This window comes from Dechloromonas sp. HYN0024, assembly GCF_003441615.1.
Classification (GTDB): domain Bacteria; phylum Pseudomonadota; class Gammaproteobacteria; order Burkholderiales; family Rhodocyclaceae; genus Azonexus.
The window spans coordinates 2,318,310-2,338,591 of the sequence record NZ_CP031842.1; the positions used below are offsets into that span (position 1 = coordinate 2,318,310).

At 58.6% G+C, this 20,282-nt stretch carries 16 protein-coding genes; 3 read left to right on the forward strand and 13 right to left on the reverse strand.

Annotated elements, in window-relative coordinates:
- The 3 genes from HYN24_RS11105 (at position 1) to HYN24_RS11115 (ending at position 5,906) form a co-directional block, all read left to right on the forward strand.
- Positions 1 to 1,182, forward strand: a complete 1,182-nt coding sequence (locus HYN24_RS11105) for an acetate/propionate family kinase (protein ID WP_117609308.1) — start codon at positions 1 to 3, stop codon at positions 1,180 to 1,182.
- 209 nt (positions 1,183 to 1,391) lie between these two features.
- On the forward strand, positions 1,392 to 4,286 hold the full coding sequence (locus HYN24_RS11110) for an adenosylcobalamin-dependent ribonucleoside-diphosphate reductase (RefSeq protein ID WP_117609309.1): 2,895 nt from the start codon (positions 1,392 to 1,394) through the stop codon (positions 4,284 to 4,286).
- Positions 4,287 to 4,679: 393 nt separating this feature from the next.
- On the forward strand, positions 4,680 to 5,906 hold the full coding sequence (locus HYN24_RS11115) for an IS256 family transposase (protein ID WP_117610335.1): 1,227 nt from the start codon (positions 4,680 to 4,682) through the stop codon (positions 5,904 to 5,906).
- A 166-nt stretch (positions 5,907 to 6,072) separates the two neighbouring features.
- Here HYN24_RS11115 and HYN24_RS11120 read toward each other — a convergent pair whose 3' ends face one another.
- The 13 genes from HYN24_RS11120 to HYN24_RS11180 all read right to left on the reverse strand — a co-directional run bounded on the left by HYN24_RS11120 (position 6,073) and on the right by HYN24_RS11180 (position 20,264).
- Positions 6,073 to 6,615 carry an NUDIX domain-containing protein gene (locus tag HYN24_RS11120; RefSeq protein ID WP_117609310.1) on the reverse strand — a complete coding sequence of 181 codons (543 nt, stop codon included), beginning with the start codon at positions 6,613 to 6,615 and terminating at the stop codon, positions 6,073 to 6,075.
- Positions 6,616 to 6,681: 66 nt separating this feature from the next.
- Positions 6,682 to 8,160, reverse strand: a complete 1,479-nt coding sequence (gene nuoN / locus HYN24_RS11125) for an NADH-quinone oxidoreductase subunit NuoN (RefSeq protein WP_117609311.1) — start codon at positions 8,158 to 8,160, stop codon at positions 6,682 to 6,684.
- Between the two features lie 12 nt (positions 8,161 to 8,172).
- Positions 8,173 to 9,657, reverse strand: coding sequence for an NADH-quinone oxidoreductase subunit M (locus HYN24_RS11130; protein WP_117609312.1), 1,485 nt, complete (start codon positions 9,655 to 9,657; stop codon positions 8,173 to 8,175).
- A gap of 33 nt (positions 9,658 to 9,690) precedes the next feature.
- Positions 9,691 to 11,736, reverse strand: coding sequence for an NADH-quinone oxidoreductase subunit L (gene nuoL / locus HYN24_RS11135; protein WP_117609313.1), 2,046 nt, complete (start codon positions 11,734 to 11,736; stop codon positions 9,691 to 9,693).
- Positions 11,737 to 11,738: 2 nt separating this feature from the next.
- The gene (gene nuoK, locus HYN24_RS11140) at positions 11,739 to 12,050 is read right to left on the reverse strand and encodes an NADH-quinone oxidoreductase subunit NuoK (RefSeq protein WP_117609314.1); all 312 of its coding nucleotides are present in this window, start codon (positions 12,048 to 12,050) and stop codon (positions 11,739 to 11,741) included.
- 14 nt (positions 12,051 to 12,064) lie between these two features.
- On the reverse strand, positions 12,065 to 12,661 hold the full coding sequence (locus HYN24_RS11145) for an NADH-quinone oxidoreductase subunit J (protein WP_117609315.1): 597 nt from the start codon (positions 12,659 to 12,661) through the stop codon (positions 12,065 to 12,067).
- A 12-nt stretch (positions 12,662 to 12,673) separates the two neighbouring features.
- Positions 12,674 to 13,162: an NADH-quinone oxidoreductase subunit NuoI gene (gene nuoI / locus HYN24_RS11150; RefSeq protein WP_117609316.1), complete on the reverse strand. Its 489-nt coding sequence runs from the start codon at positions 13,160 to 13,162 to the stop codon at positions 12,674 to 12,676.
- A 10-nt stretch (positions 13,163 to 13,172) separates the two neighbouring features.
- Positions 13,173 to 14,222, reverse strand: a complete 1,050-nt coding sequence (gene nuoH, locus HYN24_RS11155) for an NADH-quinone oxidoreductase subunit NuoH (RefSeq protein ID WP_117609317.1) — start codon at positions 14,220 to 14,222, stop codon at positions 13,173 to 13,175.
- Positions 14,223 to 16,556 (reverse strand): NADH-quinone oxidoreductase subunit NuoG, encoded by a 2,334-nt coding sequence (gene nuoG / locus HYN24_RS11160; RefSeq protein WP_117609318.1) that lies wholly within the window; start codon positions 16,554 to 16,556, stop codon positions 14,223 to 14,225. It abuts the gene before it with no gap.
- Positions 16,557 to 16,611: 55 nt separating this feature from the next.
- A complete protein-coding gene (gene nuoF / locus HYN24_RS11165) occupies positions 16,612 to 17,940 on the reverse strand; it encodes an NADH-quinone oxidoreductase subunit NuoF (RefSeq protein WP_117609319.1) in 1,329 nt (442 codons plus the stop codon).
- Positions 17,940 to 18,413 (reverse strand): NADH-quinone oxidoreductase subunit NuoE, encoded by a 474-nt coding sequence (gene nuoE / locus HYN24_RS11170; RefSeq protein ID WP_117609320.1) that lies wholly within the window; start codon positions 18,411 to 18,413, stop codon positions 17,940 to 17,942. Before nuoE ends, nuoF begins: the two co-directional genes overlap by 1 nt.
- Complete coding sequence (locus HYN24_RS11175; protein WP_117609321.1) at positions 18,413 to 19,666, reverse strand: NADH-quinone oxidoreductase subunit D; 1,254 nt, start codon at positions 19,664 to 19,666, stop codon at positions 18,413 to 18,415. Before HYN24_RS11175 ends, nuoE begins: the two co-directional genes overlap by 1 nt.
- On the reverse strand, positions 19,659 to 20,264 hold the full coding sequence (locus HYN24_RS11180; RefSeq protein ID WP_117609322.1) for an NADH-quinone oxidoreductase subunit C: 606 nt from the start codon (positions 20,262 to 20,264) through the stop codon (positions 19,659 to 19,661). Before HYN24_RS11180 ends, HYN24_RS11175 begins: the two co-directional genes overlap by 8 nt.
- Positions 20,265 to 20,282 lie beyond the last annotated feature (18 nt).

Here is a 20,282-nt window from a genome sequence, read left to right on the forward strand (position 1 = left end):
ATGAAACAAGGCATCCTGACGATCAATGCTGGATCGTCTTCCATCAAATTCGCCCTTTTCCCGCTCGCCCGTCCAATTTCTCCGGATGCGGAAGTATCAGGCCAGATCGACGGCATCGGCACCAGCGCCACCAAGATGGTGGCCAAGGACCGGGACGGCAAAAAGATTGCCGACCAGGCCATTGCCGGTGACAAGGTCAGCCACGACGTCGCCTTCGACGCCCTGCTCAAATGGTTCATGGCCACCCACGCCGGCTGGGAAATTGTCGCCGTCGGCCACCGCGTCGTGCATGGTGGCGAGCGTTACTCGCAACCGACCATCGTCGATGAAATCGTCCTTGGCCATCTGACCAGCTTCATTCCCCTTGCCCCGCTGCATGAACCGCACAACGTCGCCGGCATCCGCGCCCTGCAAGCCCTGCTCCCCGGCGTGCCGCAAATCGCCTGCTTCGACACGGCATTTCACCGCAGCCAGCCCGACGTCGCCCAGACCTTCGGCCTGCCCCGCGCCCTCTCGGCCGAAGGCATCAAGCGCTACGGTTTCCATGGCCTGTCCTATGAATTCATCGCCCGCGCCCTGCCCGAGCACTCGCATCGCGCCAGCGGCCGGGTCGTCGTCGCCCACCTCGGCAACGGCGCCAGCATGGCCGCCATGATCAACCGCAAGTGCGTCGCCACGACGCTCGGCTTCTCGACCATCGACGGGCTGCTCATGGGCACCCGCTGCGGCAACCTCGATCCGGGCGTCATCCTCCACCTGATGGAGACCAAGAAGCTCTCGGTCAAGGACATGACCACCATGCTCTACAAGGAATCCGGCCTGCTCGGCGTCTCCGGCATCAGCCAGGACATGCGCACTCTGCTCGCCAGCGACAAGCCGGAGGCCCAGGAAGCAGTCGACCTGTTCTGCTACCGCATCGCCCGCGAACTCGGCTCCCTCGTCGCCGCCTCGGGCGGCATCGATGCCCTGGTGTTCACCGGCGGCATCGGCGAACACGCCGCCGAAATTCGTCGCCGCGTCTGCCTGCTCTCCAGCTGGCTTGGTATCCAGCTCAATCCGGAAGCCAATGCACGCCACGAAATCGTCATCAGCGCTGGCAATAGCAGCGTGGACGTACTCGTCATCCCAACCAACGAAGAATGGATGATGGCGCACCACGCGCAGACGCTTCTCGCCCTCTGAAAAAATATTTTTCACCCCGGCCCCGGTGACTGAAAAGCACCGGGGCTTTGTTTTTTTTGGCTTTTTTAGAATACAACGGGAGCAGGCCAGGCCGGCCCATAAACACCGTATCTAGTCAAGATATTGCCTTCGGACACTATATCTAGTAGCTTTGCAACATTCGAAAATTAATAACCCAGAACAAACCGAATTTTGTAGAGGAGCCTTTGATGAGCAAAATCGCTGAACAGCTGTCGCTGACAGACATTCCAGAAGCACCGCAATTCGCCCCGCTGCCGGAGCAGGAAATCTCTGCCGAAGTGCTCATCGAAAAGTACGCCAAGGGCAAGGAAACCAACGTCCATGACGTGCGCCGTCGCGTCGCCTACGCCCTCGCCCAGGTTGAACAGGAAGCCGACCGTGCCCAGTGGGAAGCCAAGTTCCTGTGGGCCCAGGAAAACGGCTTCATTCCCGCCGGCCGCATCAACTCCGCCGCCGGTACCGACCTCCAGGCCACGCTGATCAACTGCTTCGTACAGCCGGTCGGCGACTCCATCGTTGAAAACACCGATGGCCGTCCCGGCATCTACACCGCACTGGCCCAAGCGGCTGAAACGATGCGCCGTGGCGGCGGTGTCGGTTATGACTTCTCGAGCATTCGTCCGCAAGGTGCCCGCGTCAAGGGTACCCAGTCGCGTGCTTCCGGACCGGTTTCCTACATGCGTGTTTTCGACCGCTCCTGCGAAACCGTCGAATCAGCCGGTGCCCGCCGGGGCGCCCAGATGGGCGTGCTGCGCTGTGACCATCCGGACATCGAAGTCTTCATCCACGCCAAGGACAAGGGCGACCTGACCAATTTCAACATCTCGATTGGCGTCACCGACCCCTTCATGGAAGCCGTCGATGCCGATGGCGACGTCGAACTGCTGCACCGCGCCGAGCCGAATGCCGACATGCGGGCTGCCGGTGCCTACCAGCGCGAAGACGGCATGTGGGTATACCGCAAGCTGCGCGCCCGCGAGCTGTGGGACCAGGTCATGAAATCGACCTACGACCATGCCGAGCCGGGCATCCTCTTCCTTGACCGCATGAACAAGGACAACAACCTCAATTACTGCGAAGTGATCGAGGCGACCAACCCCTGCGCCGAACAGCCGTTGCCGCCGTATGGCTGCTGCTGCCTGGGTTCGATCAACCTGACCCTGTACATCAAGGACGCCTTCTCCGAGCAGGCCGAATTCGATTTCGACACCTTTGCCGAAGTCATCCGCATCTCGACGCGCATGCTCGACAATGTCCTTGACGCTACCCACTGGCCGCTTGAGCGCCAGCAGCAGGAAGCCGCCAACAAGCGCCGCGTTGGCCTCGGCTACACCGGCCTTGGCGATGCCCTGGCCATGCTCCGCCTGCGCTACGACAAGCCCGAAGCCCGCGCCATGGCCGCCCGTATCAGCGAATTCATGCGCGACACGGCCTATATGTACTCGGTCGAAATGGCCAAGGAACGCGGCGCCTTCCCGCTCTTCAATGCCGAGCTGTACCTCTCCGGCGGCAACTTCGCTTCGCGCCTGCCGGGTGACGTCAAGGCCGAGATTCGCAAGCACGGCCTGCGCAACTCACACCTCCTGTCGATTGCCCCGACCGGCACCATCTCGCTGGCCTTCGCCGACAATGCCTCGAACGGCATTGAGCCGCCGTTCTCGTGGACCTACAGCCGCAAGAAGCGCATGCAGGATGGCACGATCAAGGAATACTCGGTCGAAGACTATGCCTGGCGCCTCTACAAGCACCACGGCGGCGACGTCAGCAAGCTGCCCGAGTACTTCGTCACGGCGCTGGAAATCTCTGCCCAGGCCCATAGCGACATGGTAGCTGCCGTCGCACCGTTCATCGACACCTCCATCTCCAAGACGGTCAACGTCCCCGCCGACTACCCGTACGAAGACTTCCAGGATCTCTACATGAGCGCCTGGAAATCCGGCCTCAAGGGTCTGGCCACCTATCGCCCGAACAGCGTGCTTGGCTCCGTGCTCTCCGTTACCGGCAGCGAGCCGGCCAAGGCCGAAGCCGATGCCAAGGCACCGCAGGACTTCGTCTCCGATGCCAACCGCCGCCTGTCGATCAAGAACCTGCCGGCCCCGGTGCTGGCCAGCCTGCGCTGGCCGGGTCGCCCCAACCTGCCGGAAGGCAACCTGTGCTGGACTTACATGCTCGACTCGCCGATCGGCAAGTTCGCCCTGTTCGTCGGCCACGTTGAACCGGAAGGCAAGGCCTGGCCGTTCGAAGTCTGGGCCAATGGCCCGGCTGAACCGCGCGGTCTCGGTGCTGTTGCCAAGACCCTGTCGATGGACATGCGCGCCAAGGACCACGGCTGGCTGGAAATGAAGCTGGAAGCCCTGGCCAAGACGCCGGGCGATGCCTTCGAAATGCCCATGCCGCCGCACGGCGAGCGCAAGCGCGTGCCGTCCGTCGTCTCGGCCATGGCTCAGGTGATCCGCTGGCGTTGCGAACAGCTCGGCGCCTTCAAGAACGAAGGCCCAACGCCGGTCAAGGATGCCCTGTTCAGCGCCAAGGAGCCGAAGACCGGCACCGACGGCACGCTGTCCTGGACGGTCGACGTCAACAACCCGTCAACCGGTGAAGACTTCGTCCTCGGCCTCAAGGAAATCACCCTGCCCGACGGTGTCACCCGCCCCTACTCGATGTGGCTCTCGGGCAACTACCCGCGCGCCCTCGACGGCCTCTCCAAGCTGCTCTCCCTCGACATGCGTGTCCTCGACCCGGCCTGGATCGGCATGAAGCTGCGCAAGCTGATCGACTACTCCGAGCCGCTCGGCGACTTCATGGCCTTCGTGCCGGGTTCGCGCAAGCAGCAGACCTACCCCTCGACGGTGGCCTACATTGCCAACCTCATCATCCACCGCTACGCCATGCTCGGCATCCTCGACGAAAGCGGCTTCCCGCTCCAGCAGATGGGCATCCTCGAAGCGCCGGAAGACTCGACCAGCAACAAGGTCCTGCCGACGCAAGGCAAGCTCTGTGGCGAGTGCGGCAACCACACGATGATCCGCAAGGACGGCTGCGACTTCTGCACGGCGTGTGGTGCGGTAGGCACCTGCGGCTGATCGCTAACTGACATAAGCAAAACGCCCCGGTTTATCCGGGGCGTTTTTGTTTGGGACCAAAGTTCCCGCACGTATATTCAAACCTCAATTGCGCAGAAGTGGCCTTGTAAAAACGTGATCGTCATCGGGCGGCAACGGCCACAACCTGCCGGTCAGGGTTACGTTTCAATTTCTGCTGGTGGCGCACTCGGAAATCGAGTTCAGTGGCCGCTTTTCGGTGGGCAATTCGATGCCCCACTTTCGCTACCCGGCCATGAGTAGCCGGTGGTCGGGTCACCCGAAAGCCACAGCCAAATGCTATTGGCAATCTCAAATTGTTGCAGGGTTGAGCGTGTAAGAATTTTTGTGTAAACGGTCACCCGGCAGGAAACTGCCACACTGCCAGGAGCGATGATGACCGTAGGAAAGAAAGCAGTACCCAAAGAGTTGCTGGATAGCCTGTTGGCTGATTACCGGAAGCCGGAAGACCTGATTGGTGAGAATGGGTTGCTCAAGCAACTCACCAAGCTGCTGGTTGAGAAGGCGCTGGAAGTTGAGATGGCTGATCATCTCGGCCACGGCAAGAATGAGCCGGTGGAGAACACCGCCGGCAATACCCGTAATGGCAAGAGTAAGAAGACGCTGAAAGGGGAGTTCGGGGCATTGCCGATAGAGGTTCCCCGCGACCGCCACGGCACTTTCGAGCCGCAGCTAATCCCAAAGTACCAGACCCGCTGGACAGGCTTTGACGACAAGATTCTGTCGCTATACGCCCGTGGCATGACGGTCCGTGAAATCCAGTCGCATCTGGAAGAGATGTACGGCACGGAGGTGTCGCCCACCCTGATTTCGTCAGTCACCGATGCGGTCATTGAAGAGGCTAAGGCCTGGCAATCACGACCACTGGATGCGCTGTACCCGATCGTCTATCTGGACTGCATTCACGTCAAAGTCAGGGATGGCAGTGTGCGCGTCAAAGCCGTGTATCTGGCCATCGGACTCAACATGGCGGGCGAGAAGGAAGTTCTCGGTCTGTGGATCGCCCAGACGGAAGGCGCCAAGTTCTGGCTGCAGGTGGTCACCGAACTCAAGAATCGTGGCGTCCAGGATATCTTCATTGCCTGCGTCGATGGGTTGAAGGGCTTTCCGGAAGCCATCGAGGCCGTCTATCCCCATGCAGCCGTTCAACTGTGCATCGTCCATATGGTCCGGCACAGCCTGAACTACGTTTCCTGGAAGATGCGTAAAGATGTTGCTGCTGACCTCAAACGGATATACAGCTGTGCCACCGCCGACGAAGCAGAACAGATGCTCGGAGAGTTTGAGGGCAAATGGGACGATGCCTACCTGCCCATCAGCCAGTCCTGGCGCCGGAACTGGCCGCGCATAACGCCGTTCTTTGACTACCCGCCGGAGATCCGGAAAGTCATCTACACCACCAACGCGATTGAATCAGTGAACATGAGCCTGCGAAAAATCACCAAGAACCGGGGCTCCTTTCCGAGCGATGAGGCGCTGATGAAACTCTTCTATCTGGCACTCCGCAACATCAGCCAGAAATGGACCATGCCCATTCGCGATTGGAAAGCAGCACTGACCCGATTTACTATCCAGTTCGAAGACCGGATGAATAACGTTTAACTCAAACCCCGTTTACACAAAATTCCGGACACGCCCGGCCGTAATCCCTATGGCATTCTGAGCGACTGCCTATGGGCCAATTTGCAACAGGCTACTTCTGGCCGAATAGGTAAGGTCGCGAATGGCGGGATTGGGCACCAACCTGTCATTTACGTAAGTAAGCCCGTCACGGTTTGTCGAGCCAAAACAACGAAGTAATCGTCTTGGCATCGGTAATCCGCCCATCCCACACCGCCTGCTTGGCATCCTCGGGCGAGAGTTCGACGACATCAAGAAACTCGTTGTGATCGAGTTGCTTTTCCCCGGCCAGATGCAGGCCACGCGCGGCGAAGATTTCGATACGTTCGTCGGAGTAGCCGATGCATGGGTGCATGACGCCGAGATGTTCCCAGTCGCTGGCGATGTAGCCGGTTTCTTCCTTGAGTTCGCGCCGTGCGGTATCGACGATGGCTTCGCCGGGGTCGATCTTGCCGGCCGGCAGTTCGAGGAATACCCGGCGCAGGGGGTAGCGGAACTGGCGTTCGAAGAGCAGGTTGCCGTTGGGCAGAAACGCCAGGATGGCGACGGCACCCGGATGGACAATGTATTCGCGGATCGATTCATGGCCGTTGGGGAGGCGAACGGCGTCCTTGCGTACATTGAGGAGTGCCCCGTTGAAGATGGTCTCACTCGAGATTTCGGATTCGATCAGGTGAACATCGTGTGACATTTGCAACTCCACAAAAGCAAACGCCCCGACAGGCGGGGCGTTTTATGGAAACACTTCAGCTTGGCATCAGAGCGAGCGGAGCAGCGCGTAGGCGCACAGCGACATGATGACTTGCGGGAAGATGCCGAGGAAGGCGACGGCCAGACCGTTGGCGGAAATCAGGATGCGCATGTCGAGCGGAGCATTCAGCGGGGTGTCGTCAGCCGGTGCATCGAAGTACATGACTTTGACCACGCGCAGATAGTAGAAGGCACCGATCAGCGAGAAGAGGACGGCGACGATGGCCAGCCACATGTAGTCGGCGGCAACAACAGCCTGGAGAACCGAGAACTTGGCGAAGAAGCCGATGAAGAACGGCACACCAGCCATCGAGAACATGAGCATGAGCATGATGCCGGCAAACCACGGGCTGCGCTTGTTGAGTCCCTTGAAGTCGTCGATTTCCTCGGCTTCGAAGCCGGCGCGCGACATCAGCAGGATCATGCCGAAGGTGCCGGCACTCATCAGTACGTAGGCGATGACATAGAACATGGCCGAGCTGTAGGCGTTGAGCGCGTAGCGGGCATCACCGCTGACGACGCCGGTAACAATACCGAGCAGCATGAAGCCCATGTGCGAGATGGCAGAGTAGGCCAGCATGCGCTTGAGGTTGGTCTGGGCAATGGCGGCGAGGTTACCGATAGCCATCGAGAGGACCGACAGGATGACCAGCATGGCTTGCCAGTCGGCGGCCATAGTGATCAGTCCATTGACCAGCAGACGCATGACGATGGCGAAGGCGGCCAGCTTCGGGGCAGAACCGATGAGCAGGGTGACCGAGGTCGGAGCACCGTGATAGACGTCGGGAATCCACATGTGGAAGGGGACGACGCCGAGCTTGAAGGCGAGACCGGCAACGAGGAAGACGAGGCCGAAGACCAGCACGCTCTTATTCACGCCGCCGCCATACAGACGCTCGGCGATACCGGTAATTTCGAGGGTTCCGGTGGCGCCGTAGATCATCGACATGCCGTAGAGCAGCAGGCCGGAGGCGAGCGCGCCGAGGACGAAGTATTTCATCGCTGCTTCAGTCGACACGACCGAGTCGCGGTTCATGGCGACCATGGCATAGAGCGACAGGGAGAGCAGTTCGAGACCGATATAGATGGTCAGGAAGTGATTGGCCGAGATCATGACCATCATGCCGAGCGTGGCAAACAGCGCCAGCACGTAGTATTCACCCTTGTTCATCGCTTCGCGGTCGATGATGTAGCCCCGCGAGTAGAACATGACGATGACCAGGGTCATGTACAGGAACAGCTTGAGCAGGTCGGACATCAGGTCGTCGACGAACATGTTGCTGAACGTGTAGGTAATTTCGCCTGTACTTGTGGCGAACTGAATGGCAGCACAGCCGATGAGGGTGAGCTGGGTCAGCACGAAGGTCAGCGTGCGGCGGCTATCCTTGACCAGCAGGTCGATCATCAGGATGGCAAGGGCCATCACCGTCAGGAAGATTTCCGGTGCGGCGGGCAGGAGATTGGGGACAACGAAATTGTCGAACATGTCGGCTACCGTTTATTGAATCTTGCTGATGGCGACATGACGCAACAGGTCATTGACCGAGGCGTGCATGACTTCCGTGAAAGGCTGCGGGTAGAGACCCATCCACAGGGTGGCAATGGCCAGGATGCCGAGGATGGCAAACTCGCGCTTGTTGATATCGAGCAGTTCTTCGACGTGGTGATTGGCCACATCGCCGAAGATGACGCGCTTGTACATCCACAGCGAGTAGGCGGCACCGATGACCATCGAACTGGCGGCGGCAAAGGCGACCCAGAAGTTGAACTTGACGGCGCCGAGGATGACCATGAACTCGCCAACGAAGCCGGAGGTAGCCGGCAGACCGGCATTGGCCATGGTGAACAGCATGAACAGGGCAGCGAACTTCGGCATCTTGTTAACCACGCCGCCGTAATCGGCGATCTGGCGGCTATGCACGCGGTCATACATGACACCGATACAGAAGAACATGGCGCCAGAGACAAAACCGTGGGAAACCATCTGGACCAGGGCGCCTTCGATACCCATCGGGCTGAACATGAAGAAGCCGAGAGTGACGAAACCCATGTGGGCAATCGACGAATAAGCCACCAGTTTCTTCATGTCTTCCTGAACCAGGGCGACAAAACCGATATAAACGACAGCAATCAGCGACAGGGCGAGAACCAGACCGGACAACTCATGCGAGGCATCAGGCAGGATCGGCAGCGAGAACCGCAGGAAACCGTAAGCACCGAGCTTCAGGGCGATGGCGGCCAGCACGATGGAACCACCGGTCGGCGCTTCAACGTGGGCATCCGGCAACCAAGTATGTACCGGCCACATCGGCACTTTGACAGCGAAGGCGACGAGGAATGCCAGGAACAGCCAGACCTGCGCACCGAGCGCGATCGGCAGCTTGTGCCATTCAAGAATCGAGAAGCTGCCACCGGACTGGATGAACAGGTACATCAGCGCGATCAGGAACAGCAGCGAGCCGAACAGGGTGTAGAGGAAGAACTTGAAGGCGGCATAAACGCGCTTCGGGCCGCCCCAGACGCCGATGATCAGGTACAGCGGGATCAGCGAGGCTTCGAAGAAGACATAGAACAGCACGCCGTCGAGCGAGGTGAAAATGCCGTTCATGAGACCCGACATGATCAGGAAGGCGGCGTTGTACTGGGCAACCTTGGTCTGAATCACTTCCCAGCCGGCGGCGACGACGATGATGGTAATGAAGGCGTTGAGCACAACAAACAGCATCGAGATGCCGTCCACACCGAGGTGGTAATTGATGTTGAAACGCGGAATCCAGCTGCTCAGCTCAACGAACTGCATGCCACCATTGGCGACATCGAAACCGGTCCATAGCGGAATGGTGATCAGGAAAGCGGTCACCGCACCGACCAGGGAGAGCATCCGGGCCAGCGGCGCATTCCGGTCGCCGCCTGTGGTCAGCACCAGCAGGCCGGCGAAGATCGGAATCCAGATTGCGAGAGAGAGCAACGGGTAAGTCGACATGTTATTCCTTGCTTTTCTGCGAACTATTCACGCTTAAGCGCGGTTGATCCACAGGGTCATCAGCACGAAGACGCCGATGATCATGGTGAAAGCGTAGTGATAGACGTAACCGGTCTGGAACAGGCGGGTTACCGAGGCGATCCATCCAACGACCTTGGCCGAGCCATTGACGATGATGCCGTCAATGATGGCGACGTCGCCGCCCTTCCAGAGCACCTTGCCAATAAGGCGGGCGCCGCCGGCAAAGACCAGATCGTTGAATTTGTCGAAGTAATACTTGTTCTCGAGCAGGGTGTTGATGGCCGAGAAACGACGCTGGATGGCAGCCGGAATATCCGGACGCTTCATATAGAAGAACCAGGAGACTACAACACCGGACAGCGCCAGGATAAAGGGCAGTGTAGTCAGGGAATGGATGCCCATGGCGACGGCGCCGTGGAATTCCTCAGCCAGATGCTCCATCGCCGGGTGGGCATGGTGATCGATGAAGATGACACCCTTGAAATAGTCGCCGTAGAGCATCGGCTCGATGGCGATGAAGCCGATCAGCACCGAGGGAATGGCCAGCAGGACGAGCGGCAGCGTAACAACCCAGGGGGTTTCGTGCGGCTTCTGGCCGGGGGCCAGACCATGGTGATGGTCATGCGAGGCTTCTTCGTCGTCATGATCGCCGTGGTGATCGTGATGACCTGCATCATGCGCCTTGCCGAAACGTTCCTCGCCGTGGAAGACCAGGAAGTACATGCGGAAGGAGTAGAAGGCAGTGATGAAAACGCCCGCCAGTACGGCGTAGTAGGCGAAGGCAGCGCCGGGCTGGCCGTTGTGATAGGCGACCTGGGCGGCTTCGATAATCGAGTCCTTGGAGTAGAAACCGGACAGGAAAGGCGTGCCGATCAGGGCCAGCGAACCGACCAGCGAGGTGATCCAGGTGATCGGCATGTACTTGCGCAGACCACCCATGTTACGGATGTCCTGATCGTGGTGCATGCCGATAATGACCGAACCAGCGCCAAGGAACAGCAGTGCCTTGAAGAAGGCGTGCGTCATCAGGTGGAAGATGGCGACCGAGTAGGCCGAAGCACCGAGCGCAACCGTCATGTAGCCAAGCTGCGACAAGGTCGAATAGGCGACGACGCGCTTGATGTCATTCTGGATGATACCGAGGAAGCCCATGAACAGTGCCGTGATCGCACCGATGACGATGACGAAGGACAGTGCCGTGGTGGACAGCTCGAACAGCGGCGACATGCGGGCGACCATGAAAATACCGGCGGTAACCATGGTGGCAGCGTGAATCAGGGCGGAAATCGGGGTCGGACCTTCCATCGAATCGGGCAGCCAGACATGCAGCGGAACCTGAGCCGATTTACCCATGGCGCCGATGAACAGGCAGATACAGGTCACGGTCATCAGGGACCATTCAGCAGCACCCCAGATGTTGATCATGGTGGCAGCCAGTTCAGGGGCCTTCTCGAAAACCGTCTTGTAGTCGAGGGTACCGAAGTGGGCCAACACGAGGCCAATGCCGAGGATGAAACCGAAGTCACCGACGCGATTGACCAGGAAGGCCTTCATGTTGGCGAAAATGGCGGTCGGACGGGTATACCAGAAACCGATCAACAGGTAGGAGACAAGACCGACGGCCTCCCAGCCGAAGAAGAGTTGCATGAAGTTGTTGCTCATCACCAGCATCAGCATGGAGAAGGTGAACAACGAGATGTAGCTGAAGAAGCGGTTATAGCCCGGATCTTCCTGCATGTAGCCGATGGTGTAGATATGCACCATGAGCGACACGAAGGTGACGACCAGCATCATCGTGGTGGTCAGCGTGTCAATCAGGAAACCGACTTCAAACTTGTAATCGCCGCTGGTCAGCCAGGTATAGACCGCACCATTGTAGGTATGGCCCGCCTGGACATCCTTGAAGATGATGACCGAGGCGATGAAGGCGATGGCGACACCCGCGATGGTAGCGGTATGAGCCACCCAGCGCGGAATGACGCGACAGAACAGGCCGGCAATCATGGCGCCGATCAACGGTGCCATGGGTACGAGCAGGTAGAGTTTTTGCATTTCCATGTTTAACCCTTCAGGCTGCCCAGGTCATCCACATGGATGCTCTTGAGGTTGCGGAACAGCACGATCAGAATGGCCAGGCCGATCGCCGATTCGGCTGCGGCAACGGTCAGGATGAAGAAAACGAAGATCTGACCAGAGAGATCATTCAGATAGTGGGAGAACGCCACGAAATTCATGTTCACCGCGAGGAGCATCAATTCGATGGTCATCAACAGTACCAGCAGGTTCTTCCGGTTGAGGAAGATGCCGACCACGCTGATCGCGAAGAGAATCGCGCCCAGGATCAGGAAATGGGAGAGAGAAAGAGTTTGCATGGATTCCCCGGGGTTCAGTCTTTTTCAACCGGCATTTGCAGGACGCGGACGCGATCCTTCGCCTTGACGAAGACCTGCTGATTCGGGTTGGTGTACTTGGACTTCTTCGGACCGCGGTAGGTCAGAACGATCGCGGCGATCATGCCGACCAGCAGGATGAGCGAAGCCAGTTCGAAGGGATAGACGTAATCGGTGAACATCAGGGCACCAATACTCTTGGTATTGGAGACCCCTGCCGGCACCAGCGCTTCGGCGGCCGGGATCTGGAAGTACTTGCTGCCCAGCACCAGGCTCATCTCAAGGGCCATGAGCAGACCGAGCAGAGCGCCGAGGGGGAGATAGTTCCAGAAACCTTCACGGATGCGGTCGATATTGATATCGAGCATCATCACGACGAAGAGGAAGAGCACCATGACCGCGCCGACATAGACAAGGATGATGGCAATCGCCAGGAACTCGGCCTGCAGCAAGGCCCAGATGCCGCCGCAGGTGAAGAAGGCGAGAATCAGGTGCAACGCGGCGTGAACCGGGTTGCGGGCGGTGATCACGCGAAGGCTCGCGAAGACCAGAATCGCCGACAGGAAGTAGAAAACCGCAGTTTGAAAATCCATCGCTCGCACCTGTTATCGGTAAGAAGCATCAAGTTCGCGGTCTTTTGCGATTTGATCTTCGTAGCGGTCGCCGTTGGCCAGCAACATCTGCTTGGTGTAATACAAGTCACCACGCTTCTCGCCGTGATATTCGAAAATACGCGTTTCAACCACCGCATCGACCGGACAGGCTTCTTCGCAGAATCCACAGAAAATGCACTTGGTCAGATCAATGTCGTAGCGCGTCGTGCGACGGGAACCGTCATCACGCGGTTCGGCCTCAATGGTGATGGCCAGCGCCGGGCAGATCGCCTCGCACAGTTTGCAGGCAATGCAACGCTCTTCACCATTCGGATAGCGACGCAAGGCATGCAGTCCGCGGAAACGGAAGCTCTGCGGTGTCTTTTCTTCCGGATATTGAACGGTGATCTTGCGGGCGAAGAAATAGCGCCCGGTGACCGACATGCCCTTCAACAATTCCTTGAGGAAGAGGCTGTTGAAGATTTCCTTCATCGAACCCATTAGTCTCTCCTCACTTCCAGATATTCAGTGGCGACATCATCCAGACGCCGACAACAACCAGCCAGATCAGACAGATCGGCAAGAAAACCTTCCAGCCCAGACGCATCAGCTGGTCATAGCGATAACGCGGGAAAGTCGCGCGGAACCACAGGAACAGGAAGAGAATGGCCGACATCTTGGCGAACAGCCAGAGGATGCCATCAGGCAGGAAACCAACCGGCGACAGCCAGCCACCCAGGAACAGGATGGAAGTCAGGGCCGAGACCAGGATCATGTTGGCGTATTCGGCCAGGAAGAACAGCGCGAAGGCCATCCCGGAATACTCGACATGGAAACCGGCAACGATTTCGGATTCACCTTCGGCAACGTCGAAGGGGGCGCGATTGAGTTCGGCTGTACCGGAAATCAGGTAGACGATGAACATCGGGAACAGCGGCAGCCAGTTCCAGGACAGGAAGCTCAGCCCCCATCCGGCGAAGCGGCCCTGATCCTGAACATTGACGATATCCACCAGATTCAGGCTGTTGGAAACCATCAGGACACAAATCAGCGAGAAGCCCATCGAGATTTCGTAGGAAACCATCTGGGCGGCCGAGCGCATGGCACCGAGGAAAGCATACTTGGAGTTGGATGCCCAGCCCGACAGGATGATGCCGTACACACCCATGGACGTAATGGCCATGATGTAGAGCAGGCTGGCATCGATATTGGCAACGACCAGCGAATCGGTGAAGGGAACCACGGCCCAGGCGGCCAGCGCCGGGGCAATCGCCAGCATCGGGGCAATGATGAAAATGCCCTTGTTGGCGGTGGTCGGAACGATGATTTCCTTGAGCAGCAGCTTGAGGCCGTCGGCGATCGGCTGGATCAGACCCCACGGACCGACCCGGTTGGGGCCGATACGGACCTGCATGTAACCGATGACCTTACGTTCAAAGTAGGTCAGATAAGCTACGCCGAGCATCAGCGGAGCAACGATCAGCACGATCTTGATCAGGGTCCAGACGGCCGGCCAGGCGCCGCCGAAAATCCCTGTGCCGAAATTCATCAATGCGTCCATTTATGCACGCTCCACGGTAATCGAGCCAAACATCTCGCCTAGCATCGCTGTGCTGGCATGCGCCGCCGATACGCGAACGCAACCGGCTGGGACATTGTTGTCGGCGATGGCGACCAGAACCGCCTCGCCATTACCCTGACGAACGCGAACCTGGGCTTTATCAGCCACGCCGATCTGCGCCAGAGTCTGTTCAGACAGGCGGGCGGTCGGGGCCTTTGCGTCGGCCGTTTGCTGAAGTGCCGGGGCACGACGGGCCAACGGATCGGCAAAGTTGATCGGCACATCAGCGATGCGCTGCAAACCAGCTGCCGTAGCGGCCGGAACAGCCAGCACTACATTATTGAGGCTATTGTTGAGGCCACTGGCAAATTCTGCGCCCTTGCCCAGCAGTTCATCGCGAACCGCTTCGCTGGACTCGTAGCCAAAGCCATCAAGATTCAGCACATTGCCGAGTACGCGGAGCAGCTTCCAAGCCGGGCGGGCATCGCCGCGCGCCTTGGCAACGCCGTTGAAGCTCTGGATACGGCCTTCGATGTTGATGAAGGTACCGGAGGTTTCGGTGTAGGGCGCAATCGGCAGGATCACATCGGCGTATTCAAGGGCCGGTGCGTGCTTGAAGGCCGACAGTTGAACAACCATACTGGCTTGCTTGAGGGCACCCAGCACCAGCTGCGGATTGGCGCAGTCGAATTCCGGCTCGACACCCATCAGGACGTAGGCTTTGCGCGGCTGCTCGAACATCTGGCGAGCGTTGGCACCAGTCGGCAGGGCTCCGGCAACATGAGCGCCAACGGTGTTGGCACCTTCGCCAAGGAAGCCGATGGTAGCGCCGGTAATCTTGCCAAGTTCAAGCGCCAGCGCCTGCAGTTGCGTCGCATCAGCCGACTGGGTCACGACATTGCCGAGGAAAACGGCACGCTTGTCACCGTCGACCAGGCTCTGGGCGATCTTCTTGCTTGTTTCGCAAACACTGGCGGATTCGACACCAGCCGGCACAGCACAGCCCTTGATCTCGGCCGCAGCCTTGACGATGGCCGCCAGCGAAGCAGCCAGCTGCGAGGGCGCAACGGTCATGCGGGCATGCAGATTGATCAGTTGATCGTCACCCGTCACCGAGAGCAAGCTGACATTGGTGTATTTCTTGGCGGCCTGACGCAGACGCTGAGCGATCAGCGGATGATCCTTGCGCAGGAAAGAGCCGAACACCAGAACGCCGTCGAGATCCTTGATCTCGGCGAGGCGCATGCCCAGCCACGGCGTGCCGGCACGCTTGCCATCGGCGGAAAAGTCGCTCTGGCGCGGGCGGAAATCGATATTGCCACTGCCCAGGCCACGCATGACCTTGTTCAGCAGATAGAGTTCTTCAACGGTAGCGCTTTGGGCGGCCAGGGCGGCAACGGCGTCACCACCATGATTGCGGGCAACGTCCTTGAGGCCATGGGCGACGTAATCGAGGGCGACATTCCAGTCGACTTCCTTCCACTCGCCGCCTTGCTTGACCATAGGCTTGGTCAGACGCTCGTCGGAATTGAGGGCCTGGTAGGAGAAACGCTCCTTGTCGGAGATCCAGCACTCGTTAACTTCTTCGTTTTCGCGCGGCAGGACGCGCATCACGGTTTCGTGCTTGACCTGAACAACCAGATTGGCGCCAACCGAGTCATGCGGGCTGACCGATTTGCGGCGCTGCAGTTCCCACGAACGGGCGGTGTAGCGGAACGGCTTCGAGGTCAGCGCACCGACCGGGCACAGGTCAATCATGTTGCCGGACAGCTCGGAATCAACCGAACGACCAACAAAGGTCATGATCTCGGAGTGCATGTTGCGATTCGCCATGCCGAGTTCCATGATGCCGCCGATTTCCTGGCCGAAGCGGACGCAACGGGTACAGTGAATGCAACGGCTCATTTCTTCCATCGAGATCAGCGGACCGACGCTCTTGTGGAAGACAACGTGCTTATCCTCGGTGTAGCGGCTCTTCATCGGGCCATAACCGACGGACATGTCCTGCAGCTGGCACTCGCCGCCCTGATCGCAGATCGGGCAATCCAGCGGGTGATTGATCAGCAGGAATTCCATCACGCCCTTCTGTGCCTTGACGGCCAGTTCGGAGTGCGTAAACACCTTCATGCCGTTGGTCACCGGCGTTGCGCATGCTGGCAACGGCTTCGGCGCCTTTTCCACCTGCACGAGACACATGCGGCAGTTAGCGGCGATCGAAAGTTTCTTGTGGTAGCAGAAATGCGGAATGTATACCCCAACCTGCTGCGCGGCATCCATCACCGTGCTGCCATCGGGCACTTGCGCTTTCTTGCCGTCGATTTCGATTTCTAGCATGTCGCTACCTTGTAGCCTGACTTTTCGTCGTTAGTTACGTTGCAACCCGCGGCCATCAGGCCGGAATCTTATGGAAGCTGCTGCCTGCCCACTGAACATCCTTGGGCACCAGACAGGTCTTGTTTTCAATGTGGTACTCGAATTCCTTGCCGAAGTGCTTGATGAAACTCTGCACCGGGAAGGCTGCCGCATCGCCAAGCGCACAGATGGTGCGACCAGCGATATTGCCGAGAACGCTGTTCAGCAGGTCGAGATCTTCCGGCTTGCCGAGTCCGTTCTCAATACGATGGACCACCTTGTACATCCAGGCCGTACCTTCACGACAGGGCGTACATTGGCCGCAGGACTCTTCGTGATAGAAGAACGACAGGCGCTCAAGCGCCTTGACCATGCACACAGACTCGTCCATGACGATGACCGCGCCTGAACCCAGCATGGAACCGCCCTTGCTGATTGAGTCGTAGTCCATGGTGCAATCCATGATGACGTCGGCCGGCATGACCGGTGCGGAAGAACCACCCGGAATGACCGCCTTGAGCTTGCGACCACCGCGCATGCCGCCGCACATTTCGAGCAGCGTGGCAAACGGGGTGCCGAGCGGAATTTCGTAGTTACCCGGGCGATTGACATGGCCGGACACCGAGAACAGCTTGGTACCGCCATTGTTCGGCTTGCCCAGATTGAGAAACTCTTCGCCACCCATCTTCAGGATGAAGGGAATGGAAGCAAAGGTCTCGGTATTGTTGATTGTCGTCGGCTTGCCGTACAGACCGAAAGAAGCCGGGAACGGCGGCTTGAAGCGCGGCTGGCCCTTCTTGCCTTCGATCGACTCAAGCAAGGCAGTTTCTTCGCCGCAGATGTAGGCGCCGTAACCATGGTGCGCGAACAGTTCGAAGTTGAACCCGGAACCGAGAATATTCTGGCCGATGAAACCGGCAGCGCGGGCCTGATCGAGCGCTTCTTCGAAACGCTTGTACTCAAGCCAGACTTCGCCATGCACGTAGTTGTAACCGCGATTGGCCCCCATTGCGTAGGCAGCAATGGCCATGCCCTCGATCACCGAATGCGGGTTGTAGCGCATGATGTCGCGGTCTTTGAATGTCCCCGGCTCGCCTTCGTCGGTGTTGCAGACGACGTACTTGTCACCCGGGAAGGAGCGCGGCATGAAGGACCATTTGAGACCGGTCGGGAATCCGGCGCCGCCACGGCCGCGCAGAACGGATTTCTTGACTTCGCTGATAACGTCTTCCTGCGTCATCCCGGTTTCCAGGATGCGCTTGAGCTGGGCGTAACCGCCGCGCGCTACGTAGTCTTTCAGGCTCCAGCTATTGTCGCCGTCCAGGCCTTCCATGAGGACGCCATTGATCGCACCAAGCATGGCCATTATTTGCACTCCTCAAGCAGCTTGTCGATCTGTTCCGGGTGCATGTGGCTGCACATCGAGCGGTTGTTGACGATGAAGACCGGTGCGTCGCCACAGGCCCCCATGCATTCACCTTCCTTCAACGTGAATTTGCCGTCCGGCGTTGTTTCGCCGTAGCCGACGCCCAGTTTCTTCTGGAGGTATTCGCCGGCATGGTAGCCACCCGAGAGGGCGCAAGGCAGATTGGTACAGACCATGATCTTGTACTTGCCGACCGGCTTCAGGTCATACATGTTGTAGAAGGAGGCCACTTCGTAGGCTGCGATGGGCGGCATACCAAGATAGTTGGCCACCGCCTCGATAGACTCGGGCGACAACCAGCCTTTTTCAGCCTGGGCATGTGCGAGGCAGGCCATCGACGCCGACTGCTTCTGATCGGCGGGATACTTGGCGACTTCGCGGGCGAAGTTCTGGAGGGTTTCAGCGGAAAACATCAGCGGTCGATCTCGCCAAAAACAATATCTTGGGAACCGATAATCGTAACGACGTCGGCAATCATGTGGCCTCTGGACATTTCGTCCAGACCAGCCAGGTGGACAAAGCCCGGGGCACGAATCTTCATGCGGTAAGGTTTGTTGGCACCATCGGAAACAAAGTAGATGCCGAACTCGCCCTTGGGGTGCTCGACTGCGGCATAGGCCTCGCCAGCGGGAACATGGATACCTTCGGTGAAGAGCTTGAAGTGATGAATCAACTCTTCCATGTTGGTCTTCATGTTTTCACGCGGCGGCGGCGCCACCTTGTTGTTGTCGGTGATCACCGGGCCGGGATTCTTGCGCAGCCAGGCGATACATTGCTTGATGATGTTGTTCGACTGGATCATTTCTTCCATACGAACGAGGTAGCGGTCATAGCTGTCGCCATTAACGCCAACCGGCACATCAAAATTGATCTTGTCATATGCCGCGTACGGCTGCTTCTTACGCAAGTCCCAGGCGATGCCCGAACCGCGCAGCATGGCGCCGGTAAAGCCCATCTGCATGGCGCGCTCCGGCGTCACGACACCGACATTGACCAGACGCTGCTTCCAGATCCGGTTGTCGGTCAGGAGCGTGTGATATTCGGCGTGATAGGTCGGGAAGCGATTGGTAAAATCTTCGAGGAAGTCGAGCAGCGAACCGCTGCGATTCTCGTTCTTCTCGGCCGCCTTCTTGGCATTGGTCCAGGTCGATTCCTGATACTGCGGCATGCGATCCGGCAGGTCGCGATAGACACCGCCCGGACGATAGTAGGCGGCGTGCATGCGGGCACCAGAAACCGCTTCATACGCATCCATCAGGTCTTCGCGCTCGCGGAAGGTGTAGAGCGCCATGGTCATCGCACCGACGTCCAGCGCGTGACAGCCGATCCACAACAGGTGGTTGAGGATACGGGTAACTTCGTCGAACATGACGCGGATGTACTTGCCGCGCTCCGGCACCTCAATGCCGAGCAACTTTTCAGTAGCCAGGCAGTAGGCGTGCTCGTTACACATCATCGAGACGTAGTCGAGACGATCCATGTAAGGCACGGACTGAACCCAGGTGCGGGTTTCGGCCAGCTTTTCGGTGGCGCGGTGGAGCAGACCAATATGCGGGTCGGCGCGCTGGACGACTTCGCCGTCCAGTTCGAGCACGAGACGCAGAACGCCGTGCGCAGCCGGATGTTGCGGGCCGAAGTTGAGGGTGAAATTGCGGATATCAGCCATGGGCAGTGTCCCCGAAAGTATCTTCACGCACGATGCGCGGGGTGTTCTCGCGAGGCTCGATGGTGACCGGTTGATAGATCACGCGAGCCTGATCGGGGTCGTAACGCATTTCGACGTGACCGGAGATCGGGAAGTCCTTGCGGAAAGGATGGCCGATGAAACCGTAGTCGGTCAGGATGCGACGCAGGTCGTCATGGCCGACAAAGGCGATGCCGTAGAGGTCGAACGCTTCGCGCTCGAACCAGTTGACGCTCTTCCAGACGCCCGTGACGGAATCCACCGAAGGAAACTCGTCATCCTCGGCAAAGACGCGGACGCGCAAACGCCAGTTATTGGAGACCGACAGGAGGTGGGAGACCGCAGCATAGCGCCGGCCTTGCCAGGCGCCATCACCATAGGTCGAATAATCGACGCCGCAGAGATCAATGATTTCTTCGAAACGAAGATCAGCCTCATCGCGCAAGGCGGTCATTACGCCGAGATAGTCGGCCGCACTGACTTCAATGGTTACTTCACCCAAAGCCAGCTTCAGCGATTTCAATTTATCGCCGAAGTGCTTCTGCAGGTTTTGACTAAGCGTTTCCAGCTTGGCAGACATATCGAATCAGCCTTGGCA